The sequence below is a fragment of the Thermoanaerobacterium xylanolyticum LX-11 genome (genome assembly GCF_000189775.2).
Taxonomy (GTDB): Bacteria; Bacillota; Thermoanaerobacteria; order Thermoanaerobacterales; family Thermoanaerobacteraceae; genus Thermoanaerobacterium; species Thermoanaerobacterium thermosulfurigenes.
Genome location: NC_015555.1, coordinates 2,379,933 through 2,397,380, shown reverse-complemented (window position 1 = coordinate 2,397,380; position 17,448 = coordinate 2,379,933). Strand labels below are relative to the sequence as shown.

At 35.0% G+C, this 17,448-nt stretch carries 10 protein-coding genes and 1 CRISPR repeat array; all 10 genes read left to right on the top strand.

What is annotated here, in order from left to right; all coding sequences use genetic code 11:
* Position 1 precedes the first annotated feature (1 nt).
* A complete protein-coding gene (gene cas5b / locus THEXY_RS11490; RefSeq protein WP_013789006.1) occupies positions 2 to 715 on the top strand; it encodes a type I-B CRISPR-associated protein Cas5b in 714 nt (237 codons plus the stop codon).
* Complete coding sequence (locus THEXY_RS11485) at positions 693 to 3,056, top strand: CRISPR-associated helicase/endonuclease Cas3 (RefSeq protein ID WP_013789005.1); 2,364 nt, start codon at positions 693 to 695, stop codon at positions 3,054 to 3,056. Before cas5b ends, THEXY_RS11485 begins: the two co-directional genes overlap by 23 nt.
* A 163-nt stretch (positions 3,057 to 3,219) precedes the next feature.
* Positions 3,220 to 8,847: a CRISPR direct-repeat array (repeat unit 30 nt; unit sequence GTTTTTAGCCTACCTATAAGGAATTGAAAC).
* A gap of 42 nt (positions 8,848 to 8,889) precedes the next feature.
* The gene (locus THEXY_RS11480; RefSeq protein ID WP_013789004.1) at positions 8,890 to 9,195 is read left to right on the top strand and encodes a hypothetical protein; all 306 of its coding nucleotides are present in this window, start codon (positions 8,890 to 8,892) and stop codon (positions 9,193 to 9,195) included.
* Positions 9,196 to 9,231: 36 nt separating this feature from the next.
* The gene (gene cas4 / locus THEXY_RS11475) at positions 9,232 to 9,735 is read left to right on the top strand and encodes a CRISPR-associated protein Cas4 (protein WP_013789003.1); all 504 of its coding nucleotides are present in this window, start codon (positions 9,232 to 9,234) and stop codon (positions 9,733 to 9,735) included.
* The gene (cas1b, locus tag THEXY_RS11470) at positions 9,732 to 10,724 is read left to right on the top strand and encodes a type I-B CRISPR-associated endonuclease Cas1b (protein WP_013789002.1); all 993 of its coding nucleotides are present in this window, start codon (positions 9,732 to 9,734) and stop codon (positions 10,722 to 10,724) included. The genes cas4 and cas1b overlap by 4 nt, the downstream gene beginning before the upstream one ends.
* Before the next feature lie 12 nt (positions 10,725 to 10,736).
* Positions 10,737 to 11,000: a CRISPR-associated endonuclease Cas2 gene (gene cas2, locus THEXY_RS11465; protein ID WP_013789001.1), complete on the top strand. Its 264-nt coding sequence runs from the start codon at positions 10,737 to 10,739 to the stop codon at positions 10,998 to 11,000.
* Positions 11,001 to 11,168: 168 nt separating this feature from the next.
* Complete coding sequence (locus THEXY_RS11460) at positions 11,169 to 12,737, top strand: ClC family H(+)/Cl(-) exchange transporter (protein ID WP_013789000.1); 1,569 nt, start codon at positions 11,169 to 11,171, stop codon at positions 12,735 to 12,737.
* Positions 12,738 to 12,872: 135 nt separating this feature from the next.
* Positions 12,873 to 13,355, top strand: coding sequence for a MarR family winged helix-turn-helix transcriptional regulator (locus THEXY_RS11455; RefSeq protein WP_013788999.1), 483 nt, complete (start codon positions 12,873 to 12,875; stop codon positions 13,353 to 13,355).
* Positions 13,349 to 15,574 carry an ABC transporter ATP-binding protein gene (locus tag THEXY_RS11450; RefSeq protein ID WP_013788998.1) on the top strand — a complete coding sequence of 742 codons (2,226 nt, stop codon included), beginning with the start codon at positions 13,349 to 13,351 and terminating at the stop codon, positions 15,572 to 15,574. The genes THEXY_RS11455 and THEXY_RS11450 overlap by 7 nt, the downstream gene beginning before the upstream one ends.
* Positions 15,574 to 17,445, top strand: a complete 1,872-nt coding sequence (locus THEXY_RS11445; RefSeq protein ID WP_013788997.1) for an ABC transporter ATP-binding protein — start codon at positions 15,574 to 15,576, stop codon at positions 17,443 to 17,445. Before THEXY_RS11450 ends, THEXY_RS11445 begins: the two co-directional genes overlap by 1 nt.
* The last annotated feature ends 3 nt before the right edge of the window (positions 17,446 to 17,448 follow it).

Genomic DNA, 17,448 nt, shown 5'->3' with positions numbered 1-17,448 from the left:
AATGAAACTATTGATATTTGACGTATACGGTGATTTTGGGCATTTTAAGAAGTACTATACCACATCATCGCCGCTTACCTTTTCATTTCCCCCGCCGCCGACTATAAAAGGATTAATAGGTGCGATAGAGGGAATAGGGAAAAAAGATTATTTAAAAGTTCTAAGCTCTGAAAAATGCAAATTGGCGGTGAGAATTCTAAATCCGGTGAAAAAAATCAGGATGGGCCTCAACTTAATAAATACAAAGGATAATTTTTGGATCCCATTTAAAAAGAAAAATCACGAAGCCCGAACGCAGGTAAAGATGGAGCTTTTAAAAGACCCTATGTACAGGATATATTTTTATCACACAGATGAAGATCTTTTTAATGACATAATTGAAAAACTAAAAAATCATCAAAATGTGTACACAGTTTCTTTAGGATTAAGTGAAATGATTGCAGATTATAGATTTGTGGGCGTAAAAGATGCTTTTGAGGAGAAAAATTCAGAGGTTTTTGTATCTTCCGTTTTACCATATAAGTATATTTTGGAAGATAAGATAGTTTTTGAAGATGGTAAAAAATACTTTAAAGAAAAGATTCCTGCCGATATGGATGAAGAAAGAATTGTATTGGATTATGCTGATGTAGTATATGAAGCGAATGGCAAAAGCATAAGATCTTATGTATCAAGTAGTTGGGTGATAGATGATGAACACATCGTGTTTTTCTGAGCTTTATTCACATCCTGATAAATATTTAGAGGAGCATTTGGTAGGATGTGCAGAGCTGGCAGAAAAGTTTTTAGGTGAAGCCAAGGTTAATTTAATGGATGAGGAGTTGTTATCAAGCCTTATCAAGATTGTGGCTTTATGCCATGATCTTGGTAAGTCTACAAGCTTTTTTCAAGAATATTTAACTTCACAAGACGACAATAAGAAAAAAGATCTAAAATCAAAGAAAGAAACACATCATTCGTTGATTTCGGCGATTATAGCTTATTTTGCTGTAAAGCAGGAGATAAGCGGATTAGACATCGACAATGATACTAAAATATTGCTTCCATTTATATCTTATATAGCTGTGAAAAAGCATCATGGAAATCTAAATGATGTAGTGACAGAAGCTTCTTTAGAAGACAGCGACATAGAAATAATGAAATCTCAACTTCAAAGCATAGATGACATAAAATTTAAGATATTAAGCGATAATTTAAGGAAAGTTGGATTAAATATTGATCTTAATAAGACAACTGTAGCTAATAATATAGAGGATATAAAAAATGAGATGAGAAGCATAAGGTTATATTTAAGGAAGATAAGACAAAAAGAGGATTTGACTTATTATATTCTCATAAACTATGTATTTTCGTTGCTTATAGATGCAGATAAAAGCGAAGTCGTGATTGGAAAGATTTCGTCATCTTATACGGAATTGATGGATGATGCAGTTGATAAATACAAATCAAAGATTAGATACAAAGATAGTAAAATAAATGTATTAAGGGAAAATGCGTATAGAGAAGTAAATGAAAATGAAATAAATGTAGATGAAAGAATTTTATCCATAAACCTTCCTACAGGGCTTGGGAAAACCTTGGCATCTATATCTTTTGCGTTAAAACTGAAAAAGAAGCTTCACGATGTGTATAACAAAAAATTCAGAATTATTTACTCATTACCGTATTTAAGTATAATAGAGCAAAATTATCAGGAATTTGAAAAGATATTAAAAACAAACAACATAAATGTTAACACAAGTGTATTACTTAAGCATCATCATCTTTCAGAAGTTAAATACAGTGATGATGAAACAGAATTTGATACAGAAAAGTCAAAAATAATGATTGAAGGTTGGAATTCGGAAATCATAGTTACGACATTTATACAGCTTTTTCATACGTTTTTGTCTAACAGAAACAGTGCATTAAGAAAATTTCACAGAATAGCAAATTCCATAATAATACTTGATGAGGTTCAGTCAATACCATTTTATTACTGGAAGCTTGTGAAAGAAGTCTTAAAAGCAGTTGCATATAAATTGAATTCATACATAATATTTGTTACGGCAACACAGCCTATGATATTTGACGATAATGAAGTTAGGCAGCTTACAGACAAAACAAGGTATTTCAATCAAATGAACAGAGTAGTGATAAAGCCGGTCTTTCAAAAAGACATGCACCTTGATGAGCTAATAGACGTGTTTGACTTAAAAGATGGAAGAAGCTATCTTTTTATACTAAACACCATATCATCAGCGAGACAATTTTATCAATTATTAAAAGAAAAGTTGCCAGATGAAGAAATAATATACATGTCTACCCATGTAATACCGCATGAAAGGCTTGAAAGGATAAATCTTTTAAAGACAAAAAGCATAAAATATGCTGTTACGACGCAACTTGTGGAAGCTGGTGTAGACATAGACTTTGACGTTGTTGTAAGAGATTTGGCACCGATGGATTCTATAAATCAATCAGCAGGTAGATGCAACAGAAATTGGGAGAAAAAAGGAGAAGTATATGTAGTGTCGCTGATTGATGAAAAAAATAGAAAATACGCTTTAAGGATTTACAATAAAGTTATGCTCAATATTACTGAAAGGATATTGTCAGAGTACGAGATAATATCAGAAAAAGATTTTTTAGATATAATAGATCGTTATTATAGAGAGATATCACAAAACCTTTCATCAAAAGAAACAATTGACATTTTAGATGCTGTATTCAAATTAAGGTACGACAGTGATGATGGTATGCCAAGTATAAGCAAATTTAAACTTATTGATGATGAATATTATAAAGTAGATGTGTTTATAGAGTATAACGAAGAAGCAATAGAGTTATGGCAAAGGTATATTGACCTTAAAAAAATAAAAAATTTGTTTAAAAGGCGGAGTATATTTGACGAATTTAAAGCTGATTTTTATAAATACGTGATATCAATACCAGAGAAAACAGAAAACATGCCTGCAGAAGTAGAAGGCTTCAAATATGTCAATGCTGCTTCTTTAAAAGATTATTACGATAGTGAAACAGGGTTTAAAACGAGCGATGTATTAAGCATTTGGTGAATGTCGTCGATGTACAATAGTGCAAAAAATGCTGGATATCGACGACACATTGTCATAACGATAAGTTGAATTTTCGGAAGTTTGTGGTATAATAAAGTCATAAGCTTTACACGAGATAAATTTTATGCAAGATAAGTGTATTGAATTTTCTATGTTCTAACGTGTTTTTAGCCTACCTATAAGGAATTGAAACTTTCCTGAACTGAAATATATTTCAGTTCAGGAATTTCGTTTTTAGCCTACCTATAAGGAATTGAAACTATGCCTCCTTTTATGCAATGGATGCTGTTGGTACATGTTTTTAGCCTACCTATAAGGAATTGAAACGAAATTATTTACTTGATGTTGAAGAAGTTGCGAATGTTTTTAGCCTACCTATAAGGAATTGAAACTTGAAAATTATAAAAGCAACGACTCCTGAAGAAAAGTTTTTAGCCTACCTATAAGGAATTGAAACATTTATTTTGTAATATAACAAGAACAAGCATTAAAGAGTTTTTAGCCTACCTATAAGGAATTGAAACATGTACATGGTTGGTAATTCACCTAAACTTAAAGCTGTTTTTAGCCTACCTATAAGGAATTGAAACTTATTTCGCTGTTTTGTATGTCCCGTTTAAGCTGTAAGTTTTTAGCCTACCTATAAGGAATTGAAACTATTTAAACGTTAGGCCTCCTTGCGACCTGAAAACTGTTTTTAGCCTACCTATAAGGAATTGAAACATCGTATCCCCTGCTTTGTTGACAGGAGTATAGCCGTTTTTAGCCTACCTATAAGGAATTGAAACACAGATTCCGAAGTAGAAGAACATCCTGAAAAAGAATAGTTTTTAGCCTACCTATAAGGAATTGAAACTAGTTGGTCCAATGGGAGCAGGAAAAACAGAATATGGTTTTTAGCCTACCTATAAGGAATTGAAACATGATAATAAAGTATTGGAACACCTTGAGAAGCAACACAACGTTTTTAGCCTACCTATAAGGAATTGAAACCCTGTACTTCCTTTTTGTAACATAGAATTACCTCCTCTAGTTTTTAGCCTACCTATAAGGAATTGAAACTATAATTACAATTGATGACACAGGAACAATTGTAGGTTTTTAGCCTACCTATAAGGAATTGAAACTGTATAGGTTTACATTTAAAAGATAAAATAAAAGCGGTTTTTAGCCTACCTATAAGGAATTGAAACCCAAAAACCCTTTGGAGGATAGCCCTCCTGATAGTTTGTTTTTAGCCTACCTATAAGGAATTGAAACAGGCCTTATGCATAACCTCAAAGTCGGCCATACTTCTAAGTTTTTAGCCTACCTATAAGGAATTGAAACACTTTATATTGAACATGCACTCCAACCACAATCAGCGTTTTTAGCCTACCTATAAGGAATTGAAACTAAAAGTCTTGGCACTTATAATTTGAGTAATGTTACTAGTTTTTAGCCTACCTATAAGGAATTGAAACCCTTTACATTACTAATCCATACATCGCCAATGCGTAGTTTTTAGCCTACCTATAAGGAATTGAAACTTAGATTGGGGTGATAAGTCGAAGGTTCTTTATGGAGGTTTTTAGCCTACCTATAAGGAATTGAAACTGCATAAGAATAAAAATATTGAATATGCTAATAATGTTTTTAGCCTACCTATAAGGAATTGAAACTTCATCATAGGAATTTGTCGAGAGTAAGCGATTCGGTTTTTAGCCTACCTATAAGGAATTGAAACAAAAAATCTATTATATGCGTCCCAGTTCTGCCGATAGTTTTTAGCCTACCTATAAGGAATTGAAACCTTTCACCTGCTTTGAAAATACACCACTCTCCAAACAAGTTTTTAGCCTACCTATAAGGAATTGAAACCCACTACCCCTATCTTCATTAACAAAAACAATATTTCGGTTTTTAGCCTACCTATAAGGAATTGAAACTATTCTTTCAAAAGTTTACCTCTGCCTCTTTTACTGCGTTTTTAGCCTACCTATAAGGAATTGAAACTACTCTCCTTTCAAAATGGTAAATCTTCGTCTATAGTTTTTAGCCTACCTATAAGGAATTGAAACCAGTTACAAGAGCATTAATACCATTCATGATAGCAAGTTTTTAGCCTACCTATAAGGAATTGAAACGCATAACATAACCATTGCATTACATTGCCCTGCCAGTTTTTAGCCTACCTATAAGGAATTGAAACATGTACAATGACCCAAATGCAATGGCAGTAATGAAAGTTTTTAGCCTACCTATAAGGAATTGAAACAACGGAACACCGACAGCAAAATTTACACTTGCAGTAAGTTTTTAGCCTACCTATAAGGAATTGAAACTCTAACTTGCTTCTCAAGTTCTTAATCTTTAGCTGGGTTTTTAGCCTACCTATAAGGAATTGAAACGATATACCGGAAACGCTTAATGTAACCTTCTTCTCTTTGTTTTTAGCCTACCTATAAGGAATTGAAACATCTTTTCGATTTCTACCATTTTCTGCCCTCTGTCGGTTTTTAGCCTACCTATAAGGAATTGAAACCAAAAAGATTATGTTTTTGCTTGAAGTAAATGTTAAGTTTTTAGCCTACCTATAAGGAATTGAAACGACCCATACTGTGTTATGCGTGTTACAAGTCTTGGGTCTGTTTTTAGCCTACCTATAAGGAATTGAAACTTCTTGCTGCTGGCACTGGCTTGCCTGGAATGACTATTTTGTTTTTAGCCTACCTATAAGGAATTGAAACATTTGCCTTGTTGTCGCTTTAATTCCTTGTGAATACAGTTTTTAGCCTACCTATAAGGAATTGAAACTTTGCTATGGTTGGCAAGGCAACTATTGGAAAATACAAGTTTTTAGCCTACCTATAAGGAATTGAAACATGGCTACAGACGTTTCTCCTTTTTTAGCAAGACGTGTTTTTAGCCTACCTATAAGGAATTGAAACTCATACGCAAAGACCTCTTTTTTAGGAAGTCTTTGGTTTTTAGCCTACCTATAAGGAATTGAAAAACAATATACCGCTTCTAAAACAATTATTTCTGAATAGTTTTTAGCCTACCTATAAGGAATTGAAACTTAGTAATTTTTTGCAGTCTTTCAAAATATATATCAGTTTTTAGCCTACCTATAAGGAATTGAAACGTTGGATTTGGGTAGAGGACAAACGTTTGCTATAAAGTTTTTAGCCTACCTATAAGGAATTGAAACTAAATAGAGTGTCTAACGGAAATGATTATATTGCAAGTTTTTAGCCTACCTATAAGGAATTGAAACTAATTTTTGTCACGTTTGTAATACTCCACTTCAAAGTTTTTAGCCTACCTATAAGGAATTGAAACCTGTAAGTCCTTCAAGTGGTGATGTTGTGCTTGATAGGTTTTTAGCCTACCTATAAGGAATTGAAACACTTTAATTCTTCTTTGCTAATTTCATTTATTTTATTAGTTTTTAGCCTACCTATAAGGAATTGAAACGTTTCTTTATATTGAATAACGTCATAATTAACAATGGTTTTTAGCCTACCTATAAGGAATTGAAACTGACGATGTTGTAAAAGGATTAAATCTCTTAGAGAAGTTTTTAGCCTACCTATAAGGAATTGAAACTGTCTATTTCTTTATTTGTCAAGTAATTGTCTGCGAGTTTTTAGCCTACCTATAAGGAATTGAAACACAAGCGAAGAAGTAGTTTTTAGCAATATATCAAGATGTTTTTAGCCTACCTATAAGGAATTGAAACATAGTGAGGTGGATAAAGTGTTAAAATTGGTTAAGAGGTTTTTAGCCTACCTATAAGGAATTGAAACCTGCGCACCTCCAAAAAGCTTGCGAGTAACAAGAATAAGTTTTTAGCCTACCTATAAGGAATTGAAACTACATAGAATTTGTGCAAGGCTGGAATAATATTCCGTTTTTAGCCTACCTATAAGGAATTGAAACAATACAAATCATCGTTTTTGTCGTTGATAATTTTTGGGTTTTTAGCCTACCTATAAGGAATTGAAACTAAGTCTGAACTTGCGTTATATTTGGAACAGAAGGCAGTTTTTAGCCTACCTATAAGGAATTGAAACGGATCAGAATAGTGAGTAAGACTAACAGTCAAACCACGTTTTTAGCCTACCTATAAGGAATTGAAACTTTCCAAATACTGGTATAGCTAAAAGCAGGATATATAGTTTTTAGCCTACCTATAAGGAATTGAAACTACGCAAGTCTTGAGCAACAAGAATTATATCATAGCCGTTTTTAGCCTACCTATAAGGAATTGAAACTTTGTATGTTGACATTGTGTTGTGCGTGTGTTATAAGTTTTTAGCCTACCTATAAGGAATTGAAACTCGCTTTCGGACATATTAAATGTTGTGCTTGTAAAGTTTTTAGCCTACCTATAAGGAATTGAAACACAGTAATTGGCTTGACAAATACGGCGTGAGTGAGTGTTTTTAGCCTACCTATAAGGAATTGAAACCGTGGAAGAAACCAGAATATAAATTTATCGTCGACTAGTTTTTAGCCTACCTATAAGGAATTGAAACCAGTATGGATATATATAAAAATGCCTTAAAAACCTTGGTTTTTAGCCTACCTATAAGGAATTGAAACAATTACATTACTAATGACAACAGAGACACAAGAGCCTGTTTTTAGCCTACCTATAAGGAATTGAAACGAGGCACCCTAAAGTATTCAACTTTTGTAGCAACTTTGTTTTTAGCCTACCTATAAGGAATTGAAACATGTTATATTAGGATCGTTTATGTTTGCTGGTGTAAGTTTTTAGCCTACCTATAAGGAATTGAAACTACCCTCAGTAACCGCTGCAAACACTGCATCAGCAGGTTTTTAGCCTACCTATAAGGAATTGAAACCAAAAAATGACTTTTTAGAAAAAGAAGAAGAATTAGAAGTTTTTAGCCTACCTATAAGGAATTGAAACAGAAAAAAAATAAAAGGGGATAAAAAGATGCAAAAGTTTTTAGCCTACCTATAAGGAATTGAAACCTACTGCTTTTAGTGGTATGACAGATCAAATTGTTTCGTTTTTAGCCTACCTATAAGGAATTGAAACTTTCTATCATCAAAAGTATAGTTAAGTCTTAAATAACGTTTTTAGCCTACCTATAAGGAATTGAAACCCAACAAAGACAGTTTTAACGTCACTTTTGCAAGGCAGTTTTTAGCCTACCTATAAGGAATTGAAACTTTAAAAATAGGCAAAAAAATAAAAGAGGAATTTTATTCGTTTTTAGCCTACCTATAAGGAATTGAAACAGCTACAAAGCTGCCTTTATTAAAAAACATCCAAAGTTTTTAGCCTACCTATAAGGAATTGAAACCAACAACGCAATCAAAAACTTAGAGCAACTTAAAATGTTTTTAGCCTACCTATAAGGAATTGAAACTTTGCAGGCGATGAGTTAAGCATCAGTTTTACGATAGGTTTTTAGCCTACCTATAAGGAATTGAAACTTTTTTAACATTTTTATCAATCTCCTTTTTTAAAATTGTTTTTAGCCTACCTATAAGGAATTGAAACATTGAAATTATAACATATTTCATTTTCAAAATCTCCGTTTTTAGCCTACCTATAAGGAATTGAAACGCAATATGGATATATTTTTCTAAAGCCTCTACATCCGTTTTTAGCCTACCTATAAGGAATTGAAACTACGAAATATTTGTTTCGTATAATAAGTTTTTTAAAGCGTTTTTAGCCTACCTATAAGGAATTGAAACATTCTAGCTTTATATAGTCTTTTTTCTTCATCGTTCAGTTTTTAGCCTACCTATAAGGAATTGAAACTAATTTTTTATTGCTGCATTGGTTACGAGGAGTTGAGGCCTAATGGACAAAAAACATTTAATTAAAGGCTATGATATTTTTGTCAATGGTGAATGGGATCTCAGTCCATTTGAACATTTATATGAGTTAGAATGCAGAGATGTTATTCAGGAACATATTAATGACTTTAATGAAACAGAAAAAGAGGAAATTAAAAAGCTGGAGGAGATTCTTGTTAAGAGAGCCCCACTGTTTTATAAGGCATTAAAAGGTTTTTTAAAAGCAAAGCAAAAGAATAAGCCTAAGTCCCATTGGTGGTGGTATCTTGATGAAATAGCAGATAATAAGTTAAAACCACAGATTAAATGAGTTTTTATAGTTTCCTATTTTTAAGAAGGTGTTTTTATGTATGGCTATGAAGATGTTACAGGTTCATTGATACAAAGTTACAGCATTTGCAAAAGGCAGGTATGGCTTATGGCCCATCAGATAATTCCTGACCAAGAGCATCCATACATTGAGATGGGACGCTTAATAGACGACATATCTTATGACAGAGACAGGAAGAAGATAAATTTTGAGAATGTCGTCATAGATCTTGTGAGAAATGACAATGGCAATTTGTTAGTAGGCGAGATAAAGAAAAGCTCAAAAGCCTTAGATAGTGCCAGACTTCAACTTCTTTTTTATTTGTACAAATTGAAGCAAAACGGTATTGAGGCAAAAGGACAACTATTTTTCCCAGAGGAGAGAAAGAAGATCGATGTGTTTCTTACGAGCGAGTTAGAGGCGGGAGTTGTTAGTGTTATAAATGAAATAAGAGATATTATAAATATGGACAAGGCGCCAGCTTTTAAGAAAATACCTTACTGCAAAAATTGTGGATATAAGGAGTTTTGCTTATCATGAAAAAGCCTGTTTATATTTTTTCTGATGGAGAATTGCATAGAAAAGATAACACATTGTATTTTGAAGGAGAAAACGGAAGAAAGTTTATTCCTGTTGAAAATACTTCTGAAATAATGATTTTTGGTGAGGTTAGCCTCAACAAAAGATTTTTGGAATTTATCTCACAATCGGAGATAATACTTCACTTCTTCAACCACTACGGCTACTACGTTGGATCTTTTTATCCGAGGGAACATTTAAATTCCGGATATATGATATTAAAACAAGCGGAAAATTATATTGACGAGAAGAAACGTTTATACATTGCACAAAAATTTGTAGAAGGTGCATATAGAAACATCCGACAAGTTTTAAAGTACTATCAAAACCGAGGCAAAAGCTTGGACGACATCATTTACGCCATAGAAAGATTAGGAGATATGATAGATGGAACATCTGATATAAATGAGCTTATGGCTATTGAAGGAAATATAAGAGAGTATTACTATAAATCATTTGATGAGATATTGGGGAATGGTGATTTTGAGTTTGATGTTAGAAGCAAAAGACCGCCGAAAAATTCCCTAAATGTTCTTATAAGCTTTGGAAATTCTCTCATGTATACAACAGTACTAAGCGAAGTTTATAAGACACATTTGGATCCAAGGATAGGGTATTTGCACTCCACAAATTTTAGAAGATTTACACTAAATTTAGATATATCAGAGATATTTAAACCTATTATTATAGATAGAGTCATATTCACAGTTATAGGCAAAAACGTCATTAAAAAAGATGATTTTGATGAAGATGCAGAAGGACTCTTGCTTAAAGATAAAGCGAAGATGGCATTCATAGAGGAATACGAGAATAAACTAAAGACTACGATAAATCATAGATCGTTAGGCAATAATGTTTCATACCGTAGGCTTATACGGCTTGAACTTTATAAACTGGAAAAACATCTTATGGAAGAACAAAAGTACACGCCATTCGTTGCTCAATGGTAAAAAGGTGATATTATGTTTATCATACTTGTATATGATGTCAATGAGAAGCGAGTAAATAAAGTTTTAAAGACATGCAGGAAGTACCTTAATTGGGTGCAAAATTCGGTGTTAGAAGGCGAAATATCTGATGCAAATTTTAGAAAGTTAAAGAGTGAGATCTCAAGGATAATCAATAAAGATGAAGATTCGGTTATTATATATATTTTGCGAACTACTAAGTATTCAGATAGAGAAATAATAGGGCTTGAAAAAGGCGGCGAAAGCTTGTTTGTATGAGATGCCAAAGGGAATGGCTATTTATTATTTTTAAAGCTATATCAAGGATATTTGTGAACTTTTGCTTTCCACTGGCGCCATAGAGAAGGCTTTTGTTCTGGATTATGTCTTAACATATATATAAATTTGTTGTATAATTTTTTTATGAAACTTATGGGAGGCGTACTGATGGAAGGCGGCAGCCGCATTTATGAAATGCTTAAAAACAGGGAAAATTTCAAAGACAGGCTTATATTAGAAGGGATAGTTGTTGGAGTTTTGATAGGATTGGTCGTATCACTTTTAAGGTTTATGTTAGAGAAAACCGGTATATACCTTTTGTCTATGTATAAACTTTTAGAAACGAAGATTTACCTTTTGCCTATATGGCTTATATTTTTAGTTGCGATAGGCATATTTACAAACTACATACTTAAATTGGAGCCTATGATCAGTGGCAGCGGCATACCTCAGGTGGAAGGGACGATTATAGGCTATTTTAAATTAAATTGGCTAAGAATCTTTGTATTGAAGTTTGTAGGGACAATATTGATGATAGGTGTTGGGCTGTCTTTAGGACGGGAAGGTCCATGTGTACAACTTGGTGCATCTTTAGGTCAAGGTGTCAGCAGATCATTAAAGAGGATGCGCTTTGAGGAGAAATACCTTATAACGTGCGGCGCTGGCGCTGGTTTAGCTGCGGCATTCAATGCACCGTTAGCGGGGGTTATATTTTCTTTGGAGGAGCTTCATAAAAATTTTTCTCCAATCGTTCTTGTATCATCAATGGTATCATCTCTTACTGCGACATACGTCGCAGATACTTTTTTGGGACTTAAAACGGTATTTGATATTACTAATATGCCGATTGTTCCTTTTTCTCAATATTTTTATCTGCTGCTTTTGGGAGTGATAATAGGATTTGGAGGCATCATATTCAACAAATCGCTTCTAAAAGCACAAGATTTGTACAATAAATATGTAAAAATGCCCCAATTAAAGGTCTTTGTGCCTCTTTTGCTATCAGTCATCGTAGGGCTTTTTCTGCCAATGGTACTTGGCGGTGGTGAAGGTCTTGTAGATAAGATAAGTGGTGCGGACTTAGGTTTTGCATTTGTTGTCATATTGCTTATATCAAAATTCCTTTTTACAATAATAAGTTATGGGTCTGGAGTGCCGGGAGGCATATTCATGCCACTTCTTGCAATAGGTGCGCTTATAGGCAATTTATACGGTATAACTATCATTCATGCGTTTAATATAAATAGCATATACCTAAAGGACTTTGTTGTTTTAGCTATGGCTGGATATTTTGCTGCTATCGTAAGAGCACCTATAACAGGAAGCCTCTTAGTTACGGAGATGACAGGCTCATTTAGCCATTTGCTTGCCTTAAGCACTGTATCAATAACGGCTTACATTGTATCTGGTCTTTATGGAAATGAGCCAATATATGAATCGCTGCTTGATAGGATAATAAAAAGCAAAGGTAATATGGCTAATATCGATGAAAATGATGATGTGGCTAAAATATTATTTGAGATGCCTGTTGCTGTCGGGTCTTTTGTAGATGGCAAAAAATTAAAAGACATAGAATGGCCGCATAGTTGTCTTGTGGTTGGAATAAAAAGAGGTGGGAAGGAGATAATACCAAAAGGAAATACAAAGATACTGGCTGGTGATTATATAGTGTTGCTTGGCAATGAAAAAGATGTTGTAAATATAAAAAACAATATAAGAAAGATGACAGAAATGTGATATGAAAAAAGTTAATGGGATTTTCAGAAAGCCTATTGACTTTTTTATTTTGCGGCGATATAATTATTTAGCATACAAAATATTCGCGTACAAAATATACGATTTAGAAGTGTAGTGAAAGAAGGTGAAGAATTTTTGAAGGAGTACAACGAAAGAATAGATGTTTTAAAGACATTAAAATCCATAATGAATATGATTCACAAAAACATGGAAAGTGAGTTTAAAGATCTTAAGATAACGGGACCTCAAGGCATGATCATTGGAATCCTTATGCAACATGGGGAGATGAAGATAAGCGATTTAAGTGAAAAGATGGGGCTATCAAGCAGCACTGTCTCTGGCATAGTAGACAGGTTGGAGAAACAAGGTATGGTAAAGAGAATAAGGAGCAGCGATGACAGGAGGGTTGTCTATGTGAAAGTAGACGAGGATTTCAAAAAGAGGTCTAAAGAAAGCTTCAAGAATATTTATGAGAGATTTGAGGCGATAATGAGTAAAGCCACAGATGAAGAACATGCTGATATCGTAAAGGGGCTTAATACCCTTAAGAAATTGATTGAATCAAGCAGTGGTCAAAGTAGCGATAATTTCAAGAAAGGTGGTTTTGATGGATGCTAAAATTACGGAAATACTTTAAGCCATATATATTTATAACTATTGTTGCCATACTATTTATATTTGTTCAGGCTATGAGCGACCTGTCCCTTCCTGACTACATGTCAAACATAGTAAACCAAGGAATCCAGCAGGGAGGCATTGTCAATGCTGTGCCAGATGCTGTAAGAAAAAGCACCATGGATAAACTGACATTATTTATGAATGACAGCGATAAAAACAATGTGTTAAATTATTATGTGTTAGTTGACAAAAACAGCTCAGATTACGATAAGTACGTAAAAAAATATCCTGATTTAAAGAAAGAGCCCATATACGTACTAAAGAACATAGATAAATCAGAGATAGACAAGATAAACCTTCCAATGGGCAAGGCGTTTTTAGCTGTATCAGGTGTTGAAAAGATGAAGTCCAACGCAAAAGGCGGATTTATCACATTTAACAACATGAAGATACCAGCAAATGCCGATCTATTTGCGCTTTTTGCAAGGATTCCTGAATCAGAGAGACAGAAGATAACTGATGACATGAATAAGAAGTTTACATCCCTTGGTGACAACATGGTTATACAAGCTGCTACATCGGCAGTGAAGTCTGAGTACAAGGCATTAGGAGTGAATACTGACAAAATTCAGACAAACTACATTTTGTCGACAGGGCTTATAATGCTGCTGATTACTCTTTTGAGTGCGGCATGTTCTATAATGGTGGGATTTTTAGGTTCCAGAGTTGCCGCTGGTTTTTCAAGGGATATAAGAAAAAATCTTTTTACAAGGGTTGAGAGCTTTTCGAATGAGGAATTTGACAAGTTTTCTACTGCGTCTTTGATAACAAGGACCACAAACGATATAACCCAGATACAGATGCTTATTGTCTTTATGATAAGGATGATATTCTATGCTCCTATGATAGGCATAGGCGGTGTAATAAGAGCCATAGGCAAAAGTGCGTCGATGTCATGGATAATAGCTTTGGCAGTCATAGTGCTTTTAGGTTTGGTTTCGACTGTGTTTTCTATCGCATTGCCTAAATTCAAGTCTGTGCAGAAATTGGTAGACAGGTTGAATCTTGTGGCTCGCGAGAATCTTGCTGGCATGATGGTTATAAGGGCTTTTAATACTCAAGAGTTTGAGGAAAACAGGTTTGACAAGGCAAATCGCGACATTACAAGCACGATGCTTTTCATAAACCGCGTCATGATTACAATGTTTCCAGTCATGATGCTTATAATGAACGGTATAACGCTTCTCATCGTATGGGTAGGTGCTCATGATATTGCCAATTCGTCAATGCAGGTTGGCGACATGATGGCGTTTATGCAGTACGCTATACAGATAATATTTGCCTTCCTCATGATGTCTATGATGTTTATCATGATACCGAGGGCATCTGTGTCAGCATCCCGTATTGCGGAGGTATTAGAGACACAGCCTACCGTTGTGGATCCTAAGGAAAGCAAAAAGTTTGACGATACGCAAAAAGGTGTTGTTGAGTTTAGAAATGTTTCATACAGATACCCTGGTGCAGAAGAAGATGCTATAAAGGATATTACGTTTAAGGCTGAGCCTGGGAAGACGACGGCTATCATTGGTTCAACGGGCTCTGGGAAATCTACACTTGTAAACTTGATACCGAGATTTTACGATGCCACAGAAGGGCAAGTTTTAGTAGACGGAGTAGATGTAAGGGATGTGAAGCAGCACGATTTGAGAGAAAAAATTGGCTATGTACCACAGAAGATTTCCCTTTTTAAAGGTACTGTCATGTCAAACATAAAATTTGGAAATGAAAATGCTACAGATGAAGAAGTCAAAAAAGCTGCAGAAGTGGCTCAGGCAGCAGAGTTTATAGAAAGGCTTCCAAATGGCTATGACAGCGAAATATCGCAAGATGCCACAAATATCTCAGGTGGACAGAAGCAAAGGCTGTCTATCGCAAGAGCCCTTGTCAAAAAGGCGGAGATTTATATATTTGATGAAAGCTTTTCAGCTCTTGATTTCAAGACAGATAGGGCCTTGAGAAAGGCTTTAAAAGAATACACGGAAAACAGCACTGTGATAATAGTTGCACAGCGCATATCTACGATAATGAATGCAGATCAGATTATTGTATTGGATGATGGCAAAATAGCTGGAATAGGCACACACGAGGAACTCATGAAATCCTGCGAGACATACAGAGAGATCGCTTATTCGCAGCTTTCAAAGGAGGAATTGGCATAATGGACGGAAGAAACGCAAATACTCCAAGGCGGCCTGTCATGAGAAGACATGGTCCTATGGGTGGCCATGGACCTATGGTAGGCGGTGAGAAAGCCAACGACTTTAAAGGAACAATGAAGAAATTGATGAAATATCTTGGTGAGTATAAACTTTCCATATTTTTCGTCATACTTTTTGCGGCAGGAAGTGCGGCACTGTCTATAGCAGGACCTAAGATACTCAGCAAGGCTATAACGAAGCTTTACGAAGGTGTCATGGCAAAGATAGCAGGTACAGGCAATATTGACTTCGACTACATCGGCAGAATAATCCTTCTACTTATAGGCCTTTACATCTTAAGCTCAGGCTTGGGATATATACAAGGTTGGATAATGACTAATGTAGCCATGAAAGTCACGTATAAATTTAGGCGTGACATAATGGAGAAGATAAACCGCATGCCGCTTAAGTACTTTGATGGTACAAATCACGGTGAAATATTATCCCGTATAACAAACGATGTTGACACAATAAGCCAGACGTTGAACCAGAGCATTACACAGATTATCACATCTGTCACATCGGTAATTGGTGCCTTAATAATGATGCTTACCATAAGTGTGGAGATGACAGGTGTTACATTTTTGATGATACCTATATCTATGGGAATCATCGCCCTTATAGTCCGCTTTTCTCAGAAGTACTTTAGAGAGCAGCAGGATTACCTTGGCCATGTTAATGGTCATGTAGAGGAAATGTACGGTGGTCATGTTGTCATGAAGGCATTTAACTACGAAGAAAGAAGCGTAAGGAAATTTGACGAGTACAACAATGAGCTTTACAAGGTGGCGTGGAAATCTCAGTTTTTAACAGGTCTTATGATGCCTATAATGAATTCCGTAAGCAACTTAGGATATGTAGGTGTCGTCGTATTAGGCAGCTACCTTGTCATAAATGGTACGATACAAGTCGGCGACATACAAGCATTTATACAGTACGTAAGGTCATTTACACAGCCATTGGCGCAGATCGCCAATATATCCAATATACTTCAGCAGACGGCTGCATGTGCCGAGAGGGTGTTTGAGTTCTTAGACGAGGAAGAAGAAGTGCCTGAGACAGAGCATCCTGTAAAACTCGAAAATGTGGAAGGGCACGTGCAATTTGATCATGTGCACTTTGGATACAAGCCAGATAAGATAATAATAAATGACTTTTCAGCCGATATTAAACCGGGTCAAAAAGTAGCCATAGTGGGACCAACAGGTGCTGGCAAGACTACGATGGTAAAACTCTTAATGAGGTTTTACGATGTAAACTCAGGAAGGATATTGATAGATGGACATGACATTAGAGAATTTACCAGAAGCGATTTAAGATCATTATTTGGCATGGTACTGCAGGATACATGGCTTTACAACGGTACGATAATGGACAATATAAGGTACGGAAATCTAAATGCCACAGATGAGGAAGTCATAAAAGCCGCAAAAGCAGCACATGTAGATCACTTTGTCCACACGCTGCCAGAAGGGTACAACATGATTTTAAACGAAGAAGCATCAAACGTATCACAAGGGCAGAAACAACTTATAACTATAGCCAGAGCCATACTAAAAGATCCTAAGATATTGATACTGGACGAAGCTACCAGCTCTGTTGATACACGTACAGAAATCCTAATACAGAAGGCTATGGATAACCTTATGAAAAACCGCACAAGCTTCATCATTGCCCATAGGCTTTCTACCATAAGAGATGCGGATCTCATACTTGTCATGGATCACGGTGACATTGTAGAGCAAGGCACTCACAAAGAGCTTCTTGCAAAAGGCGGATTTTACGCTAAGCTTTACAATAGCCAATTTGAAGACGAAGAAGTTGCAAGCTAATAA